This is a genomic window from Microbacterium paraoxydans, from assembly GCF_900105335.1.
Classification (GTDB): Bacteria; Actinomycetota; Actinomycetes; order Actinomycetales; family Microbacteriaceae; genus Microbacterium; species Microbacterium paraoxydans.
The window spans coordinates 3,536,413-3,552,213 of record NZ_LT629770.1; the positions used below are offsets into that span (position 1 = coordinate 3,536,413).

Annotated in this window: 32 protein-coding genes; 30 read left to right on the plus strand and 2 right to left on the minus strand. The window is 68.8% G+C overall.

Translation table 11 applies throughout. The features are described from left to right. Both BLU02_RS17125 and BLU02_RS17130 read right to left on the minus strand, forming a co-directional pair. Window positions 1-459 carry an ImmA/IrrE family metallo-endopeptidase gene (locus BLU02_RS17125; RefSeq protein ID WP_060921062.1) on the minus strand — a complete coding sequence of 153 codons (459 nt, stop codon included), beginning with the start codon at window positions 457-459 and terminating at the stop codon, window positions 1-3. Next, window positions 456-890 carry a hypothetical protein gene (locus tag BLU02_RS17130; protein WP_231919608.1) on the minus strand — a complete coding sequence of 145 codons (435 nt, stop codon included), beginning with the start codon at window positions 888-890 and terminating at the stop codon, window positions 456-458. The genes BLU02_RS17125 and BLU02_RS17130 overlap by 4 nt, the downstream gene beginning before the upstream one ends. Window positions 891-990: 100 nt before the next feature. Here BLU02_RS17130 and BLU02_RS17135 point away from each other — a divergent pair, with 100 nt between their 5' ends. The 30 genes from BLU02_RS17135 (at window position 991) to BLU02_RS17270 (ending at window position 15,398) form a co-directional block, all read left to right on the plus strand. Next, window positions 991-1,260, plus strand: coding sequence for a helix-turn-helix domain-containing protein (locus BLU02_RS17135; protein WP_060921060.1), 270 nt, complete (start codon window positions 991-993; stop codon window positions 1,258-1,260). Then, on the plus strand, window positions 1,257-1,496 hold the full coding sequence (locus tag BLU02_RS17140) for a helix-turn-helix transcriptional regulator (RefSeq protein WP_060921059.1): 240 nt from the start codon (window positions 1,257-1,259) through the stop codon (window positions 1,494-1,496). Before BLU02_RS17135 ends, BLU02_RS17140 begins: the two co-directional genes overlap by 4 nt. A gap of 107 nt (window positions 1,497-1,603) precedes the next feature. Then, window positions 1,604-1,762: a hypothetical protein gene (locus tag BLU02_RS17505; protein WP_157546930.1), complete on the plus strand. Its 159-nt coding sequence runs from the start codon at window positions 1,604-1,606 to the stop codon at window positions 1,760-1,762. Between the two features lie 32 nt (window positions 1,763-1,794). Continuing rightward, the gene (locus BLU02_RS17145) at window positions 1,795-2,340 is read left to right on the plus strand and encodes a hypothetical protein (RefSeq protein ID WP_157546932.1); all 546 of its coding nucleotides are present in this window, start codon (window positions 1,795-1,797) and stop codon (window positions 2,338-2,340) included. Beyond that, window positions 2,337-2,528, plus strand: coding sequence for a hypothetical protein (locus tag BLU02_RS17150; protein ID WP_060921057.1), 192 nt, complete (start codon window positions 2,337-2,339; stop codon window positions 2,526-2,528). The genes BLU02_RS17145 and BLU02_RS17150 overlap by 4 nt, the downstream gene beginning before the upstream one ends. Continuing rightward, window positions 2,525-3,106 (plus strand): hypothetical protein, encoded by a 582-nt coding sequence (locus BLU02_RS17155; RefSeq protein WP_060921056.1) that lies wholly within the window; start codon window positions 2,525-2,527, stop codon window positions 3,104-3,106. The genes BLU02_RS17150 and BLU02_RS17155 overlap by 4 nt, the downstream gene beginning before the upstream one ends. Beyond that, entirely contained in the window at window positions 3,103-3,633 is a 531-nt protein-coding gene (locus BLU02_RS17160) for an HNH endonuclease signature motif containing protein (RefSeq protein ID WP_060921055.1), read from the plus strand. The genes BLU02_RS17155 and BLU02_RS17160 overlap by 4 nt, the downstream gene beginning before the upstream one ends. Window positions 3,634-3,658: 25 nt before the next feature. Beyond that, window positions 3,659-3,973 (plus strand): hypothetical protein, encoded by a 315-nt coding sequence (locus tag BLU02_RS17165; protein ID WP_083370838.1) that lies wholly within the window; start codon window positions 3,659-3,661, stop codon window positions 3,971-3,973. Then, window positions 3,970-4,272 carry a hypothetical protein gene (locus tag BLU02_RS17170; protein ID WP_060921053.1) on the plus strand — a complete coding sequence of 101 codons (303 nt, stop codon included), beginning with the start codon at window positions 3,970-3,972 and terminating at the stop codon, window positions 4,270-4,272. Before BLU02_RS17165 ends, BLU02_RS17170 begins: the two co-directional genes overlap by 4 nt. Next, a complete protein-coding gene (locus BLU02_RS17175) occupies window positions 4,272-4,499 on the plus strand; it encodes a hypothetical protein (RefSeq protein WP_060921052.1) in 228 nt (75 codons plus the stop codon). Before BLU02_RS17170 ends, BLU02_RS17175 begins: the two co-directional genes overlap by 1 nt. Next, window positions 4,499-5,389 carry a PD-(D/E)XK nuclease-like domain-containing protein gene (locus tag BLU02_RS17180; protein ID WP_060921051.1) on the plus strand — a complete coding sequence of 297 codons (891 nt, stop codon included), beginning with the start codon at window positions 4,499-4,501 and terminating at the stop codon, window positions 5,387-5,389. Before BLU02_RS17175 ends, BLU02_RS17180 begins: the two co-directional genes overlap by 1 nt. Then, complete coding sequence (gene bet, locus BLU02_RS17185; protein ID WP_060921050.1) at window positions 5,386-6,429, plus strand: phage recombination protein Bet; 1,044 nt, start codon at window positions 5,386-5,388, stop codon at window positions 6,427-6,429. The genes BLU02_RS17180 and bet overlap by 4 nt, the downstream gene beginning before the upstream one ends. Beyond that, window positions 6,426-6,731, plus strand: coding sequence for a hypothetical protein (locus tag BLU02_RS17190; RefSeq protein WP_060921049.1), 306 nt, complete (start codon window positions 6,426-6,428; stop codon window positions 6,729-6,731). The genes bet and BLU02_RS17190 overlap by 4 nt, the downstream gene beginning before the upstream one ends. 8 nt (window positions 6,732-6,739) lie before the next feature. Continuing rightward, a complete protein-coding gene (locus BLU02_RS17195; RefSeq protein ID WP_060921048.1) occupies window positions 6,740-7,021 on the plus strand; it encodes a hypothetical protein in 282 nt (93 codons plus the stop codon). Next, a complete protein-coding gene (locus BLU02_RS17200; protein WP_060921047.1) occupies window positions 7,018-7,497 on the plus strand; it encodes a hypothetical protein in 480 nt (159 codons plus the stop codon). The genes BLU02_RS17195 and BLU02_RS17200 overlap by 4 nt, the downstream gene beginning before the upstream one ends. Then, on the plus strand, window positions 7,494-7,778 hold the full coding sequence (locus BLU02_RS17205) for a hypothetical protein (RefSeq protein ID WP_060921046.1): 285 nt from the start codon (window positions 7,494-7,496) through the stop codon (window positions 7,776-7,778). Before BLU02_RS17200 ends, BLU02_RS17205 begins: the two co-directional genes overlap by 4 nt. Then, the gene (locus BLU02_RS17510) at window positions 7,778-8,185 is read left to right on the plus strand and encodes a hypothetical protein (RefSeq protein WP_060921045.1); all 408 of its coding nucleotides are present in this window, start codon (window positions 7,778-7,780) and stop codon (window positions 8,183-8,185) included. The genes BLU02_RS17205 and BLU02_RS17510 overlap by 1 nt, the downstream gene beginning before the upstream one ends. Continuing rightward, a complete protein-coding gene (locus tag BLU02_RS17215) occupies window positions 8,182-8,943 on the plus strand; it encodes a helix-turn-helix domain-containing protein (protein WP_060921044.1) in 762 nt (253 codons plus the stop codon). Before BLU02_RS17510 ends, BLU02_RS17215 begins: the two co-directional genes overlap by 4 nt. Next, complete coding sequence (locus tag BLU02_RS17220; protein WP_060921043.1) at window positions 8,940-9,260, plus strand: hypothetical protein; 321 nt, start codon at window positions 8,940-8,942, stop codon at window positions 9,258-9,260. The genes BLU02_RS17215 and BLU02_RS17220 overlap by 4 nt, the downstream gene beginning before the upstream one ends. Next, window positions 9,257-9,475 carry a hypothetical protein gene (locus BLU02_RS17225; protein WP_060921042.1) on the plus strand — a complete coding sequence of 73 codons (219 nt, stop codon included), beginning with the start codon at window positions 9,257-9,259 and terminating at the stop codon, window positions 9,473-9,475. Before BLU02_RS17220 ends, BLU02_RS17225 begins: the two co-directional genes overlap by 4 nt. Window positions 9,476-9,477: 2 nt before the next feature. Then, the gene (locus BLU02_RS17230; RefSeq protein ID WP_157546934.1) at window positions 9,478-9,858 is read left to right on the plus strand and encodes a hypothetical protein; all 381 of its coding nucleotides are present in this window, start codon (window positions 9,478-9,480) and stop codon (window positions 9,856-9,858) included. Beyond that, window positions 9,858-11,102: an AAA family ATPase gene (locus BLU02_RS17235; protein WP_060921040.1), complete on the plus strand. Its 1,245-nt coding sequence runs from the start codon at window positions 9,858-9,860 to the stop codon at window positions 11,100-11,102. Before BLU02_RS17230 ends, BLU02_RS17235 begins: the two co-directional genes overlap by 1 nt. A 14-nt stretch (window positions 11,103-11,116) precedes the next feature. Further along, a complete protein-coding gene (locus BLU02_RS17240; protein ID WP_060921039.1) occupies window positions 11,117-11,347 on the plus strand; it encodes a hypothetical protein in 231 nt (76 codons plus the stop codon). Continuing rightward, on the plus strand, window positions 11,344-11,796 hold the full coding sequence (locus BLU02_RS17245; RefSeq protein WP_060921038.1) for a hypothetical protein: 453 nt from the start codon (window positions 11,344-11,346) through the stop codon (window positions 11,794-11,796). Before BLU02_RS17240 ends, BLU02_RS17245 begins: the two co-directional genes overlap by 4 nt. Continuing rightward, window positions 11,793-12,236, plus strand: a complete 444-nt coding sequence (locus tag BLU02_RS17250) for a hypothetical protein (RefSeq protein WP_060921037.1) — start codon at window positions 11,793-11,795, stop codon at window positions 12,234-12,236. Before BLU02_RS17245 ends, BLU02_RS17250 begins: the two co-directional genes overlap by 4 nt. Next, complete coding sequence (locus tag BLU02_RS17700) at window positions 12,233-12,796, plus strand: ASCH domain-containing protein (RefSeq protein WP_060921036.1); 564 nt, start codon at window positions 12,233-12,235, stop codon at window positions 12,794-12,796. Before BLU02_RS17250 ends, BLU02_RS17700 begins: the two co-directional genes overlap by 4 nt. Beyond that, a complete protein-coding gene (locus tag BLU02_RS17520) occupies window positions 12,793-12,960 on the plus strand; it encodes a hypothetical protein (RefSeq protein ID WP_157546936.1) in 168 nt (55 codons plus the stop codon). Before BLU02_RS17700 ends, BLU02_RS17520 begins: the two co-directional genes overlap by 4 nt. After that, window positions 12,957-14,474: a DNA methyltransferase gene (locus BLU02_RS17260; RefSeq protein ID WP_060921035.1), complete on the plus strand. Its 1,518-nt coding sequence runs from the start codon at window positions 12,957-12,959 to the stop codon at window positions 14,472-14,474. Before BLU02_RS17520 ends, BLU02_RS17260 begins: the two co-directional genes overlap by 4 nt. 61 nt (window positions 14,475-14,535) lie before the next feature. Then, complete coding sequence (locus BLU02_RS17265; RefSeq protein ID WP_083371067.1) at window positions 14,536-14,991, plus strand: helix-turn-helix domain-containing protein; 456 nt, start codon at window positions 14,536-14,538, stop codon at window positions 14,989-14,991. Continuing rightward, window positions 14,988-15,398, plus strand: a complete 411-nt coding sequence (locus BLU02_RS17270) for a helix-turn-helix domain-containing protein (RefSeq protein WP_157547079.1) — start codon at window positions 14,988-14,990, stop codon at window positions 15,396-15,398. The genes BLU02_RS17265 and BLU02_RS17270 overlap by 4 nt, the downstream gene beginning before the upstream one ends. Window positions 15,399-15,801: the final 403 nt, after the last annotated feature.

The following is a 15,801-nucleotide window of genomic DNA, read 5'->3' on the forward strand; positions in this document are numbered from 1 at the left end:
TCAGGCGACCTCGACTCGATGCGCCCACTGACCTGTGCCCATGCGGGCGTCGATGTAGGTCGTGTCCCCGATGCGCTGAAGCAAACCCTGGTAGGCGATGACGATGCTCTTCATCACGCCGAGGTCGAGTGCGATCCCGCCAGCGCGGCCCTCGTTCACTGCCTCGAGGTATCGGTACTCGTCGGGGTCGATGAGCCGCAGAGCGGCCCACTCTTCGGCGCGCCGCTCCTGTTTCGCGTTCACGGGGCCGAACCGCGACGGCACGTCGCCCCATGCGGCATGACCGAGCTCATGCGCGAGGACGCTCCGGTGGAGGCGCGAGTGCATACCTGGGCGAAGGGTGATCGTGCGGCGGTCGTGTAGGTACTGGCCGTCGCGGCCGTGGCGCAGCTCTCGGTACTCGATGGTCACGCCGATCGCGTCTGCGAAGTCGAGGAGTCTCGCATCGATGGGGGTCATTGCTCGTCCGTGGGCTCGGGGTCGGTGGGGCGCGCGACTGCGCGGTCGTCGTCATCCTGGTCGATGCCGGTGACATTGGGGCGCAGGTGGGTGATGTTCGAGGCGGTGGAGAAGGCCTCGGTGATCGGCTTGTCGAAGATCGAGAGGTCGACGCCAAGACGCATCGCGACGGCCGCAACGAGCTGGGCGTCCGATGCCGCGTAGAGGGCGTTCGCGATGTCGTCGGTCCCGATGTCGCTCTGGGCGATGTGGCCGGTTGCGACCAGGTCGGCCAGGAGCACCCGATCGTATGCCCGGGAGATGTCGCGCACCGACTCGAAGCTGAGGACGTCGAGGTTGATCTGGCGGTTGAGTGTGGCCTGGTTGATCCCTGAACGCCTCGCGACCTCTCTGATCGAGTCGGCTCCGCGGACTTCGTCTACCCACTTCATGGCGATATTCACGACTCAATAATGAGGCACGGATGCGTCATGCGCAAGTCATTTGAGTAGTCCAGTTGACACATTGACTCATGCGTTAGATAGTTGCCTCATGACTCAGGCAAACGAACCGCAGGTCACTCAGACCGCGCAGATCCGACCGGGCCTTCTCGACCGGCTGAAGACGAACTCCGGCATCAAGAGCGATGACGCTTTCGCCCGCATGATCGGCATCAGCCGAGCTACCCTGCAGCGGCTGAAGTCGGGGGAGGAGCCGACGCTCCGCACCGTCATCGTGATCGCTCAGGCGTTCGGGCTCGCGCTCGGTGAGGTCGTCGAGGTCGTCGAGGTCGACGCGGATGATCTGGCGGTAGCGGTATGAGCAACGTCACCGCGCTGCGGGCGAAGCAGGTCGAGCATGTGTACCTCTCGCCAGTGCAGGTTTGCGAGCTTGTGCCAGGGCTCTCTGTCTCGGGATTGCTCGACCTGCGGAAGCGGGGGCTTGGGCCGAAGTACCGGAAACCGACGGGCGAGCACGGCAAGGTCATCGTCTACGCCGAAGCGGATGTGCGTGCCTGGGTCGAGGCTTCCGTGCACACCACTACGGAGCAGTCATGAGCTCCCGGGCGTGGGGCCCGGGTCAGACCCCTGGGGATGGGTCATCGGCGGGTCGGGGCTCTGCTGGGGAGCAGCCCCGACCTGTCCGGACTGGATCTGCGCGGGTCGTGGTCGGAATGGCGCTGCTGTGGCTCGCGACGGTGGCGTTCGCGCTGTGGCTTGTGGTCTCCCGTGAGCGGGACGGGCTGCTGCTCCTCGTATCGATCTTCCTCGTCGGCTTCTTCGGTGCTGCCGGCGTCTTCACGAAAGCGTTCTGGCGGCGCTAGTCCCGCCGCGGAAATCAACTCACACAAAGGGGATGGGACCCATGAGTACAGCAGTATTTGGCGCGCCCGAATGGCTCGCGAGCAGCGGGCGGGCCGTGAAGGTCGGTGAGGACGGGACGTTGGTGTTCGACCACGTCAACGGGTACCTCACCCCAGAGATGGTGCCGGACGCAGAGGAGTTCTTCGCGGCACGGAAGGACGAAGAGCTTGGCCGGTGGCGCTGGCCGGAGGACCGCAAGTTCGTGGTGTACGGCCGCGACGACGGCGGGGCGCGCGTGGTCGACGAGACGACCGGCGACAACTGGTTCTACCGCCGCGAGGACGTGGTGCACGCGTCCGATCCGTTCTGGGCGGCGTGCGCGTTCTGGGAGGCCCACCCTGCCTTGCCCTGGGCAGGCGCTCGGCCGGGCGACATCTGGGTGCTCACGCTGAACGACATCTCGCTCCCGGACGTCCCGGCGATGCCGACGACAGGCGGGCGATTCGTGGTCATCGGCGAGGACAACGGGCGTCCTGCGTTCGTGGACTTCTCCGACATCGCTGATGCGCGGTGTGTCTGGTCGGCGGTGCAGGCGTGAGCGCCCCGCAGGTGGACCCGGCGCCCGTGCGCGCCGAGCGGATCCCGAACGCGAACCCCCCGGTTCGTCTGTCCGAGGTGCGGCAGCAGCGGGCGTCGTTCGTCGTGAACGTGACGGCCGGTGCCGTGCTCATCGCGATCTGCCTCGGCGGCATCGGGTTCTACTTCGCGTCGGGGCTGGCGTCATGACCGTCGTGCTCGGTGTCGACCCGTCGCTGACGACGTCGGGGTGCGCGCTGGTGAAGTTCGGTGGCGCGGCCGACGCGTGGGGTCCGACGTGGGAGACGTGGCGGGGCCTCGGGGTGAAGCCTGACGTCGAGTCGACGGCGACGTCGTTCCGTCGGATGCGGCTGATGCTCACGGAGATCCTCGCGTTCGTCCCGCCTCGGCTGGACCTGTCGGTCGTCGAGGGGCCGTCGATGGGGTCGAAGCATGCGGCACTCGCCGACGAGCGTGCCGGCCTGCGGTGGCTGTTGGTCTCGCAGCTCATCGCGCGGGGTCCGGTGGTGGTCGTGTCGCCGAACACGCGGCAGGCGCTCAGCGGTGTGGGGCCGATCCCGCGGGGCACGACCCCGAGGAAGCGGAAGCAGATGGTCACCGAGGCGGTGCGGGCGATGCTCCCCGACGTCCGGGTGCCGGACGACAACGTCGCGGACGCGGTCGCTATGGCCGCCGCCGGCGGGTACGCGCTCGGCCTCGACCTGCCCTACGGGGCGAAGCAGATTTCGGCGCACTCCAACGTCGCGTGGCCGGTGATCGAGCGATGAGCGTCGTGACCACCGTGCGGACCTGCGCGATCGACGGGTGTGAGAAGCCGTATCGCGCGAAGGGCTACTGCCAGATGCACTACACGCGCGTGAAAGTGCACGGGGACCCGCACCACCGTTACCCGACGAAGCCGTGCTCCATCGACGGATGCGGGCGAGACTCACGCGCCCGGGGCATGTGCTCGCTGCACTGGGACCGGTGGCGCCGCCACGGTGACCCCCTGTTCGCGGCACGACGGCGCGCGACGGCAGACATGACGCCCGCGGATCGCTTCTGGGTGCAGGTCGAGGTCGGCCTGTGCTGGCAGTGGACCGGAGCGACGTCTGAGGGATACGGGCTGTTCAGCTTCGACGGTCGCCCGGTGCGTGCGCACCGCTGGGCGTGGGAGCTGCTCGTCGGTCCGATCCCGGACGGGCTGCAGCTCGACCACCTGTGCAGGAACCACTCCTGCGTGAACCCGGACCATCTGGAGCCGGTCACGCAGGCCGAGAACGTCAGACGCGGTATCGCCGCGCTCTGGTGGTGAAAGACCAACGAGATAGGGGATGGAAATGACCAGTCAGATGAAGCCGACGTCGTTCAAGAACGGCGTCCCGAAGGCGGAACGCAACGGCATGTTCGGTGCGGAGGACCGGCTGATCGAGCTCGCGAAGGCGGGCGGCACGGTCACGGCGATCGTGACGTACTCGGTGCCGAAGGTGATGCACGACGAGATCGCGGACGAGCGGTACCCGGTGGTGCAGATCGACCACATCGAGCCGCTGTTCGAGGAGAAGGCGGAGGCGTCGGCGACCAAGCTGCGCGACACGGCGTACAAGGCGCGGACCGCTGAGGGCGCGCTCGACATCCCGGAGGTGGAGGCATGAGCACGCGAGCCCGGAAGGACCGGAAGCGGGCGGGTATCCCGTTCGTGAAGGCGCAGAAGGTCGGTACGCCCGTCGAGGAGCGGTCGTTCGTGACGGCGCCGGTGTTCCGCCGGCACGGTGACGAGGGCGTGCACCTCGGGACGGCGCGGTCGCCGCGTCGGATCGAGCGGTTCATCGCGAGCGGTGGCATCCCGCGGCTGAACCCGAAGTTGTCGGAGGTGACGGACGAGGCACGTCTGGGTCTGCTGCGTCGCTGGATCGAGCGGGTGCGCGGTCCGCGCGGTGAGGAGCAGAGCTGATGCGCGCTCGTCACTTCGCAGCACCGCAGCCCGTCGTCCGTGAGCGGCTGGCTCGGGAGGATCGGCTGCGGCCGTCCGCCCTTGACCTGTTCCCGGTGTTGCGTGATCGCCTGCACATGTCGCGGCCGTTGCTCGGCCTGATCGACGAGGGCAAGCCCACGGAACGCGAGATCCTCGGCCCGCCGACGTTCCGGAACGTCATCGACGAGAACGGGCGGCACATCTGATGGGCGGCCCGGAGACGGTACTCGAGCGCCCGGAGGTCGTCTCCGGGCGGTTCGAGCCGAGCATGGACGAGGAGGAGTACCACGCGCACCCGGCGCTGTCGGCGTCGGGGATGAAGGTCCTGCTCCGGTCGCCGAAGCACTTCCGGCTCGCGCGGACCGAGAACCGGGCGCCGAAGAAGGAGTTCGACGTTGGGCATGCGGCGCACAAGCTGATCCTCGGTGTCGGGATGCCGATCGTCGAGATCCCGGCGGGGCTGCTGTCCGGGCAGTACGCGTCGGTGTCGAGCGCGAAGGCGAAGGCGTGGGTCGAGGATGCCCGCGCCGAGGGGAAGGTGCCGCTGAAGCCGCGGGAGTTCCAGGCGGTGCGTCGGATGGCGGACGCGGTGCTGACGAATGTGAAGGCGCGGCGTGTGCTCGAGGCGGCGCCGTGGCGTGAGGTGTCGCTGTTCGGTGAGGACGAGGCGACCGGGGTGCAGGTGCGGAGTCGGCTCGACGCGCTCGGCGAGGGGGTCCTCGCCGACGTGAAGACGACGCCGGACGTGAGTGCCTGGAAGATCACGAACGCGGTGGTCGACCTGGGTTACGACCTGTCGGCGGAGATGTACCGGCAGATGGTGATCCGGGTGCTCGGGTACGACCCGGGGCCGATGAACCTGATCTTCGTCGAGAAGGAGCTCCCGCACGAGGTGCGTGTGGTGCGGCTCGCGGACCCGGCGTGGCGGGTCGGTGGGGAGGCGAAGATCCGGGCGGCGCTGGACGTGTTCGCGTGGTGCTCGGAGCAGGGCGTGTGGCCCGGTGATGACGAGGACGGCGGAGAGATCCGTGACCTGCCCGTGCCGGCTTGGTACGAGCGGCAGACCGCGATGACGGATGAGGAGGGGTGGCTGTGAACACCTCGAACGATGTGCACACGCCAGTCCTGACGGGGGCGTCGATCGTCCTCCCGACGACGGCGAACACCGACCTGTGGACGCCGGATCAGAAGGCGCTGCTCGACTTCGCGGGGCTGGTGATCCGCAAGCGCGACGCGAAGCCGGTCCCCGCTCCGACGTCGACGGTGGTCGCGTTCCTGCAGCAGTGCGAGCGCACTGGTCTCGACCCGATCGCCCGGCAGATCTACGCGATCGAGCGTGGCGGGAAGTGGACGATTCAGGTCTCGATCGATGGGATGCGGCTGGTCGCTCAGCGTTCGCGGATGTATCGCGGCCAGTCGCAGCCCCAGTGGACGGACGGTTCGAAGACTCGCACCCCGATGCGGGATCTCGACGGGTCCATCATCCGTGACGCGGACGGGTCGATCGTCTGGACCGAGGAGCTCGTCTGGTCGGACGTGTGGACGGGCGAGGGTTACCCGGTCGCCGCCCGGGTGTCGGTGTTCCGTGAGGACTTCGACCAGCCGCTCACCGCGGTCGCCCGGTGGGATTCGTACAAGGTCGAGAACGACGAGTGGCGCGATGGTCGCAAGACCGGGAAGAAGGTGCTCGGCGCGACGTGGGCGAAGATGCCTGACCTGATGCTCGCGAAGGTCGCCGAGGCGCTCGCGTTGCGGAAGGCGTTCCCGATGGATCTCTCTGGCCTCTACACGGAGGAGGAGATGGACGGACAGACGGTCGTCGTGCCGGAGAGCAAGCCCCGTCAGGGTCGGGGCATCTCGACGATCGCCAGCCGTGCGCGAGCTGCGGAGGCCGAGGCGCGCACGGATGCCGCTGTGGCGGCCGATGTGGAGCCGGAGGCGCCGGAGGGTGCCGACGGCGTGGAGAGCGCGGGAGACGAGCGCACGGAACCGGGCGTGGTCGATGCCGACGTGGTCGGTGAGTGGCCGTGCTCGAACTGCGGGCTTCCGCAGGCGGACGACGAGGGCGGCATCTGCGGCCCGTGTGAGGAACAGATCGAGGCGGACATGGCCGCCGGAGAGGAGCAGGAGTCATGAGCGAGCGGATCGATCACGTGGAGTCGGCGATCAACAACGGTCAGGCGGCGGAGCAGACGGACGACCTGCAGGAAGCCGGGGTGCACGCACAGCACGCGATCGCACACGGCCTCCTCGCGCTAGTCGAAGTGCAGCAGAAGGCGAACGAGATCGCTGAGCGCGCCGTCGAGCAGCGGCGGATCGCGAACCTCATCGCCCTCAGCGTGCCGCAGACATTGATGGACGGTGCCGAGGCGTCGGTCCCGTCTTGGGATGCGCAGTACCAGTTGCGCGCCGAGATCCGAGAGGGGCTGGGGTTGTGAGCCGGCCGATGGTGCGGAACGAGCACGGCGCGGTCCTCGGGATCGACTGGCGACAGGTGCCCGACATGGGCCTCGAGTCGGTGCCCGGTCGGATCGACGTGCGGAACGTGATGCCCGGTGACACGGTGCACCTCGACGGGCAGGACGTCGTCGTGCACCGGGTCGAGGGTCCGCGGTCGGCGTCGGCGATGCACCTCATCACCCGGACGGCGGGCGGCGCGGAGATCGTGCACGAGGCCGTGATCGGTGAGCGGGTCGACGTCGTCGCGGTGGGGGCGTTCGGATCATGAGCGAACCGCAGGCCATCATCCGCCGGGGCGACGTCCTCGTCTGGGAAGACGGCACCCTGATCGACGCCGACTCGCTCGACGCGTACACCGAGGAAGCGCGGCTGATCGCGCACCCCCTCGACTCGGCGTCGATCCGGACGCCCGACTGGGTGATCGACGCGCTGAACGACGCTTCGCGGTGGGCGGCGCGCATGGTCGCGATCATCGCCACGGCCGAGGAGATCAAGCGGCAGAAGTCGGGCGAGTACCAGGACGCGCGAGCGCAGGCCGTGATCGACACAGCCGGTTACCCGGCGCGGGAGCAGGCGTCGCGTGTGCGGATCGCGACGGTCGCGCAGCGGCAGGAGTACGACCGGGCGGTCGTCGCGTTCGAGAAGGCCCGCCGGGTGGGGAACCTCCTGTCGGACTACACGAGCCGGCTGCAGTCCATCGGGAAGCAGATCGAGATCACCTACCGGCACGGGGGGCTGTCGTGAACGAGAACGAACCGTCGGACGTCGACGAGTGGGTGCGCGGGATGGTCGAGGAGAACACGCTCGCGGCGCTCGACTTCGAGGCGAAGTGCACGGTGTGCGACGCGGACGCCGCGTGGTTCATCGGGCTCGCGTGCTGCGAGCACACGACGGTCATGTGCCTCGGGTGCTATGCCCGCTGGGAGACGGTGATCGCGCTGAACATGGGCCGGGAGACACGGTGCCGCGGGTGCGGTCACGCCGACCTGATGTCGTGGGACCTGTACCGGACGGAGCGGATCTGATGGGCGCCGGGGACTTCACCGCGGCGACGGTACGACACGCGTTCTTCAAACGAGAGCGGGAGCGGTGCTTCCGCTGCCGGCGCCCGCTCCGGTTCGAGGACCGCGGGCGTGGCTGGTCGGCGCACCACCGGATGCCGCGCGGTGCGGGCGGGGTGGGTCGGAAGGACGGCGAGCTGGCTCGCATGATCTCCGACGTCACGAACTGCCTGATCCTCTGCGGGTCGGGGACGACCGGGTGTCACGGGTGGGTCGAGTCCCGCCGTGCGATCGCCGAGGACTACGGGTACATCGTCCGCCGGGGCATCAATCCGCCGGCGGGGATTCGGATCAAGAGGGACGACGGGACGTGGTGGCTGCTGACGCGCAGCGGGCTCGCCGTCGAGGTCGAAGAAGGGACAGGGCTATGAGCAAGGCGGAGGGCTTCGCGGCCGTGCCGAACTGGATGATCCGTGAGAAGCGGGTTCCCCGGAATGCGGTGCTGGTGTACGCGTCGCTGGCGTCTCGGTCGGGCCTGGGTGGGATTCACCCGTCGCAGGCGACGATCGCGCAGGAGTCGGGGCTGAGTGAGCGGACCGTGCGGAGCATGCTCGCCGAGCTCGAGAAGCTGGGCGTGATCGAGCGGCTGCGTCGGACGACCGGCACGAGGGGTCGTGGGAACCGTCTCCCGGATGGGTACACGCTCCACCCGAACGGCTCCCCGGACCTGGCGGCAACATTTGCCGGTAGCTCGATGCAACCGGCAACGAACGCGATGCAACCGGCAACGGAGGAGGTTGCAACCGGCAAGGAGCTGCAAGCCACTCCTCTTATAGAGGTAGAACCCGGAGAGGTAGAACCCGGTGAGGTAGCGGCACGCAAGCGCGCCGCCCGCATCCCGGATCCGTTCGTGCTGACGGCGGAGATGAGGGCCTGGGCAGCGGCCGAGGTTCCGGGTCTGGACGTCGATGCTCACACACGCGAGTTCGTGGACTACTGGCGGGCCGAGTCGGGCGCGAAGGCGTCGAAGCTCGACTGGCTCGCGACGTGGCGGAACTGGATGCGGAAGGCGCATCGGTGGAACGCGTCGAAGAGCGGGCGCGCTACTCCGGACGATCGTCTGCGCGACGGCATCGAGCGCGGTGCCCGTCTCGCGGCTCTCGCGAGTGAGCAGGGGGCGCTCGCATGAACATCCAGGAGACGAACCAGCTCCTCATCCGGATCCAGGTGATCGACAACCGGCAGATCGGCGACTCGACCGTGATCGCGTGGCACGAGCTCGTGAGCGACCTCGACTATGCGACGGCCGTGGAGGCCGTGAAGCTCCACCAGCGCGAGTCGACCGCCTACCTCACGCCGGCGCATGTCCGCGTCGCCGTCGAGCGCATCCGTCTCGCCGGGCTCGGTCCACAGCAGGACGAGTACGGCAACGACATCGAGCCCGACTATCCCGCGGTCGCCGCGTACGAGCGACTGCACCCTGAGCAGAGAGAGATCACGTCATGAGCGTCATCGTCACCGAGGCCACGCACCCCGGGCCGTGTTTCGCCTGCGACCTCGGCATCCGTCCCGGGCAGATGATCCGGCTGAACGAGGAGGTCGGCGCGGCGGGTGCAGACCCGGAGTGGGAGCACGTCACCTGCCCGGCCGCGCCGACCGTGTGCGGCGAGTGCTTCACCGAGGTCGCCCGCAACGGCGCCTGCATGTGCGGGGCGGTGTGACAGTGAACGCGATCAAGGATGCCGCCCGCACGGTCTACGAGTGGGACCTCCGCCTCGGGTTCAACCCTTCACGGTTTGAAAGCGAGCCCACGGAGATTGCGAAGCTTCGCGAGACGGTGCGGGCCACCCGCGCTTCCTGCAACCACGACTGGAAGAACCGCGTCGGCACCTACGGGGCCACAGGCCTAGGCGCTGAGTGCACGAAGTGCGGACAGCACCTCGAGCACGACTTCGACCCGTATTCCGATCGCGGGCACCCCGTGGGCAAGACCTGCACCCGGTGCGGTGCGACCGAGTGGATGTACGTCGATGGTCTGCTCTGCCTGATCCCAGAGCAGACCCCGCTTTACCAGCGCGGACTCGCGCGGCAGGAGAGGGATTGATGAGCGACTTCCTCGACGAGGTCCCGCCGGAGGACCCGTACGCTCCCGGCACGGCACCCGCCGTCGACGGCCTGGCCCTGTTCGAGCAGGGCGTGATCGGTGGGATGCTCGCGCACCCCCGCATCATCCCTGCGCTCGAGCGGGAGGTCGCAGCGGGCGACTTCCACGACGGCCGCCTAGGTGTGATCTTCACCCGGGTCGTCGAGTGGCACCTCGCCGGGGCGCACATCGACTACCTGTCCGTGTGGGACCAGCTCGCGGCGTGGGGCGTCCACGGGATCTCGCTGCCGGAGCTCTCCGAGTGGGGCACGGTCACCGCCGACGCGGCACGGTTCTACGCGTCGAAGGTGAGGGAGGCGTCCGTGGAGCGGGTGCTCCGGCTGATCGGTGCCCGGCTCATGGAGGGCGGCGTCGAGCCGGGGGTCGCGATGGCACGCGCGGCGCAGGACCTCCGCACGCTGCGCGACATGGCCGTCGGTGGCATGTCGGTCCGGTGGCTGCGTGAGGTGCTGGACGTTCCCGAGGAGGACGACGCGTACGACTGGGCGATCCCGGGCCTGCTCGAGCGGCAGGACAGGCTCATGCTCTCGGCGGGTGAGGGCGTCGGCAAGTCGACGTTCCTCCGGCAGATCGCGACGATGTCCGCCGCCGGCCTGCACCCGTTCGAGGGCAGCGACATCCCGCCGCTGAACGTCCTCGTCATCGACGTCGAGAACAGCGAGCGGCAGTGGCGGCGTGCGGTGCGCGGGCTCACGGAGCGCGCGGCGATGGTCGGGCGGCGTGACCCCCGCGACCACCTCGCGTTGCACTGCGTGCCGCCGATGGACATCACGAACGCGAACGACCTCGGCCGGATCCACCGCTGGATCGATGAGTCGAAGCCGGACCTCGTGCTGATGGGGCCGCTGTACCGGATGACGGGCGGGTCGCTGAACAAGGAGGAGGAGGCGAAGCCCGTGCTGAACGCGCTCGACTCCATCCGTGAGCGCGACGTCGCGATGCTCATCGAGGTCCACGCGGGTCTCGACAAGGACGGCACGGGGGAGCGGGGGCTGCGTCCGCGTGGCTCGTCGACGCTCCTGGGCTGGCCGGAGTTCGGTCTCGGCATCCGCCGGGACAAGCAGATCGAGGGGCGGACGCCGACGTTCAGCCTCGTCCGGTGGCGCGGGGACCGTGACCGCCGGGACTTCCCTCGAAAGCTCATCTGGGGCAACAACTGGCCCTGGGAGAGATTGCCGTACTGAGAAAGGACATGGGGATGGCTACCAACAAGGGACGACGGATCGTCGACGCGCTCGACGACCTGCGTGCAGAGCTGCGGCTCTCGAACCAGATCGAGGTGCTCCGTGCGGGCGCTTCGTTCCTGGACCACGACAAGGGCGAACGCGCCAAGACCGACACCGCGAAGGCTCGCCTCGCGCGGCAGAACCAGCTTCGGGCGGACATCCGCGCCGCCCTCGCAACCGACACGGAGGACAACGCATCATGATCGAGTCGATCTTCTTCAACCCGTGGATCTGGATCATCCCGATCCTCATGGTCGTGCTGGTGGCGCTGACCGTCGTCGGGGGTTTCGCGCTCTGGCGAGACGACCTGTCGCTGTGGATGCTCCCGACGATCATCTCGCCGTTCGCACTCCTCATCCTCGGCGGCTTCTACTTCGGGGCGATGCTCCCGCCGTACGACGTCTCCTACTACCAGACGTACCGGATCACCGGCGAACTGACGCAGGTGGAATCAGCGTTCAACGGCGACGAGGGCACGATGAGTCAGGTCTTCATCGCCCGCGTCGACGGTGTCGACCTGTTCATCCGGTCCGGCGATCAGCGGTTCCGATCGCTGGACGCCGGCGACGAGGTGAACCTCGTCTGCGAGAAGCGGTTCGCGTACTTCCAGGAGCCGTGGTTCGACTGCTCGTTCGGTGGTGAGCAGCGATGACGATCGAGGAGGAGTACGTCCGGTTCGTCGCGGACGCCGACTGGACCGACGAGTGCGAGGTGCTCGCCCGGATGCGGAAGCGGAAAATGCGGCTCACGCCCGCTCAGGCGCGCGCATTCGCCGCCGAGCTGGTGGAGGCCGCCGGGAACGCTGAGAGCGCCGCAAACGAGGCTGTGCGACCAGTGGTGGCACCTGCGTTCGATCTGCTCGGGGCGCTCGACGTCGCGATCCAGCGGGAGAAGGACCGTGCACACGTCCAGGTCGAGACGATCGCCGTCGAGCTCGGCGCGACCGTGTCCCACTCGGCGCCGGTGTCGCCGGACTGCGCCGCCGGGAAGCACCCGCACGGGTGGCAGGACACGGCGTGGGACGACGACGCCGACGTCGAGGTTCCCTGCACCTGCTCATGCCACGACACCACCGAGGAGAGCGCAGCATGAGCGCCGCGCGGATCCTCACGGTTCGTCAGCCGTGGGCGTGGGCGATTATCCACGGCGGGAAGACCGTCGAGAACCGGACGCGGAACATCGCGGGCGACTACCGCGGACCCGTCCTCATCCACGTCGCGAAGGCATACGCCGACGACTGGCAGTCGAACGTACTCGCCGGCATCATGAACCGACACGACGGCGTCTACGACGAGCCGCAGCCGTGGCGCGACCCCGCCGGTGCGATCATCGGCGTCGTCGACCTCGTCGACTCGCACCCCGTCGAGTCATGCATCGAGCAGCAGCACGACGGCGACTGGTTCGTCTGCTCCGAGTGGGCGGAGCGCGCGGGGCATCACCTCGTGCTCGCGAACCCGCGGGCGCTCGACGAGCCGATCCCGTACCGCGGGGCGCTCGGCCTCCGCCGGACCGCGTTCGGCATCGCGGGGGACTGGCTGTACGAGGAGACCGATCGGTGCACCTGCGGCGCGGGCGGCACGATCGGCGCACTCTACGGCCACGAGCCCGGATGCGGCCTCGAGCCGGTCGCGCGACTGGCGGCGACGTCATGAGCGCCCCGACCCCCGTCGCCGACCGCCTCCACGCCCGCACCGACAACCCCCGCCGCGCGTACTGCGGCACCACCGACGCCCCCAAGTTCGCCCACGACCTCCGCACCGTGACCTGCCCGAACTGCGCAGCCGCGATCCGAGCAGACAAGGAGACCACACCATGACCCTCCACTACGACGACGCCGGCCTCCGCCTGTTCCACGGGTCGAACAAGGACATCCTCCCGACGTTCGCGGATGCGTCGTTCGATTCGATCGTCACCGACCCGCCCTACGAGCTCGGCTTCATGGGCAAGGGGTGGGACTCGTCCGGCATCGCGTACGACGTCGACGTGTGGCGTGAGTGCTTCCGCGTGCTCAAGCCCGGCGGGCATCTTCTCGCGTTCGGCGGCACCCGCACCTGGCACCGCATCGCCGTCGCGATCGAGGATGCCGGGTTCGAGATCCGCGACTCGATCGCCTGGATGTACGGCAGCGGATTTCCCAAGTCCCTGAACGTGGCAAACGCGATCGACAAGTCGCGGAATGACCAAGACGAAGTGCTCGCAGTTACTACCCGGCTCGCTGACCTCGCGGCAGCCGCGGGCGTCACCCGTCGCCAGATCGACGAAGCGATGGGCACCAGCGACATGGGCGGGTGGTGGCTTTCCCGCATTCGAGGTCGAGCAGCCATCGCGTCCGTCGAGAACTGGGGGCGCCTGCGGGATCTTATCCCCGGCGCCTCAGAGCTCGACGACGAGGTATGGCGGCTGAACGGACGGAAGGGCGCACCCGGGGAGGCGTGGGCCGCGCGCGAGATCATCGGGCAGGCACAGGACCGTCGCGGCGACGGCACAGTAATCGGTCTCGGCCACTCAGGCGAAATCGCCCGCGCGACCTCAGATGTGGCGCGCCAGTGGGAGGGCTGGGGTACTGCGCTCAAGCCGGCGTTCGAGCCGATCATCGTCGCGCGGAAGCCGCTGGTCGGGACGGTCGCGGCGAACGTGCTTGCGTACGGCACCGGAGCGATCAACATCGACGCAAACCGTGTGCACACCGCTGGCAGCGAGGCAAAGGCGTACAAGGTGAAGCAGCTGAAGCCGGGCGCGACCCTCAACAGGGAAGGCGGCAACTGGCGCCCGGACGATCCCGACGCCGAGACGTACGAGGGGGAAACTAAAGCGGGTCGGTTCCCGTCGAACGTGCTGCTCGACGAGTCGCAGGCCGCTGCGCTCGACGCGCAGACCGGCACGTTGACCAGTGGCACCGGAGCGGTGAAGCGCGCCTCGAGCGCAGCGCGCGACGGCAACCGCGGCGCAGCGCTAGGCAAGGAATCGCGCGCCGAGGGAACTGAGATGGTTTCGTACGGCGACAGCGGGGGAGCGTCGCGCTACTTCCCGACGTTCCGCTACGCCGCGAAGGCCCCGGGCACCGAGCGGCCCGAGGTCGACGGCGTCGCGCATGCGACTGTGAAGCCCCTCGACCTGATGCGCTGGCTCGTCCGCCTCGTCACACGCCGCGGCGGCCACGTCCTCGACCTGTTCGCCGGCTCCGGCACCACCGGAGAGGCAGCCCTGCTCGAAGGCATGGAATGCACGCTGATCGAGCTCGAAGCCGATCACCTTCCGCTGATCCTCGCGAGGGTGCGGAAGCCGCTGCAGACGTCGCTATTCGGCGACTGGGAAGGGGGTGTGGCATGAGCCGCACGATGGAGGTCCTCGCGACCGTGGAGCACGGCACCGTCGACGGGTACCGTGCCGGATGCCACGGCTCCACGGTGTCCTGCGGCGCGGCCGTGTCCTGCACCGACGTCTACATCCGGTATCAGGGCGACTGGGATTCCGGAAGCGCGTCGACGCCGGCGAGAACCCCGCCGACATCGTCGCCGAGGAGACCGCCGAGCTTGAGGCGATCCGGGAGCGCGACAAGGCCGCGAACCGGAAAGCGAAGGCCGCCGCCGCCCGCGCCGAGAAGGAACGCGACGAGAGGAAGGCGCGCGCTGCGGAGCCGAACCTCACGGAGCGGATCGGCGACGACGTCCGCCGGCTCATCAGCGAGGGGAAGACGGTCCGGGAGATCGCGGCCGAGCTGAAGGTCGCGATCGCGTCGGTCACCCGCACCCGGGAAGCGCTCGGCATCAAGGGCCCGCCGCCCGGATCATCGTCGACGTCGCCGAGGTCGCCCGCCTCCACGCCGAGGGCTACTCGGACACGGTGATCGCCCAACGCATGGGTGTCGCGAACAGCACGATCAGCACGATCCGTCGGGAGAAGCTGAAGCTCCCGCGCCTGTCGCCGAAGGTCGCCCGGGCACACGAGGAGTCGCCGCGTGCCGCCCGGCAGCGTCGCATCGTCGAGCTGCACGGGCAGGGCATGACGGACCAGCAGATCGCCGACGAGCTCGGCACCACCCGGTCCGCGGTCTACCAGGCCCGGGTCCGGCTCAACCTTCCCCTGAACCGGGCACGCACCCGCGGACCGTACAAGCCCGCACGACCACAAGGCCGGAGCGGGTGGAACTCGCCCCCGACGCGGACATCACACATGGCACCCCTGACGGCTACACGGCCGGATGCCGCGGTCGCGGATGCCCGAGCACCCCGACATGCACCGAAGCGATGCTGAACGCTCACAGGGCCGCACGCCGACAGGCAGGAGGCGAGTGATGGACCCGCTCACGATCATCGACCCCAACGCCGCACATGACCAGTGGGTGCGCGAGCATGAGTGGCACCTCGCGATCCTCCCCGACCTGATCGACGCGATCGTCGACGCCACCCTTCCCGACATCCCGTCGGCGGCGGCTCCCGCTTCGACAAGGACCAGATCACCGGAGGCGGCTACCTCGACAACATGCGCGCACTCGACGCCTACACGGTCAGCTCCGGAGGCCGCATCATCGGACAGGGCGCAGCAGCCGACGCCCGCGAACTCTGGTACGAACTCATCACCTACCTCGGGGCCGCGGCGCAGGTCGTCTCCCGCCCGATCCGACCGGTGCCACCCATCGGGAACACCGTCGACGCGG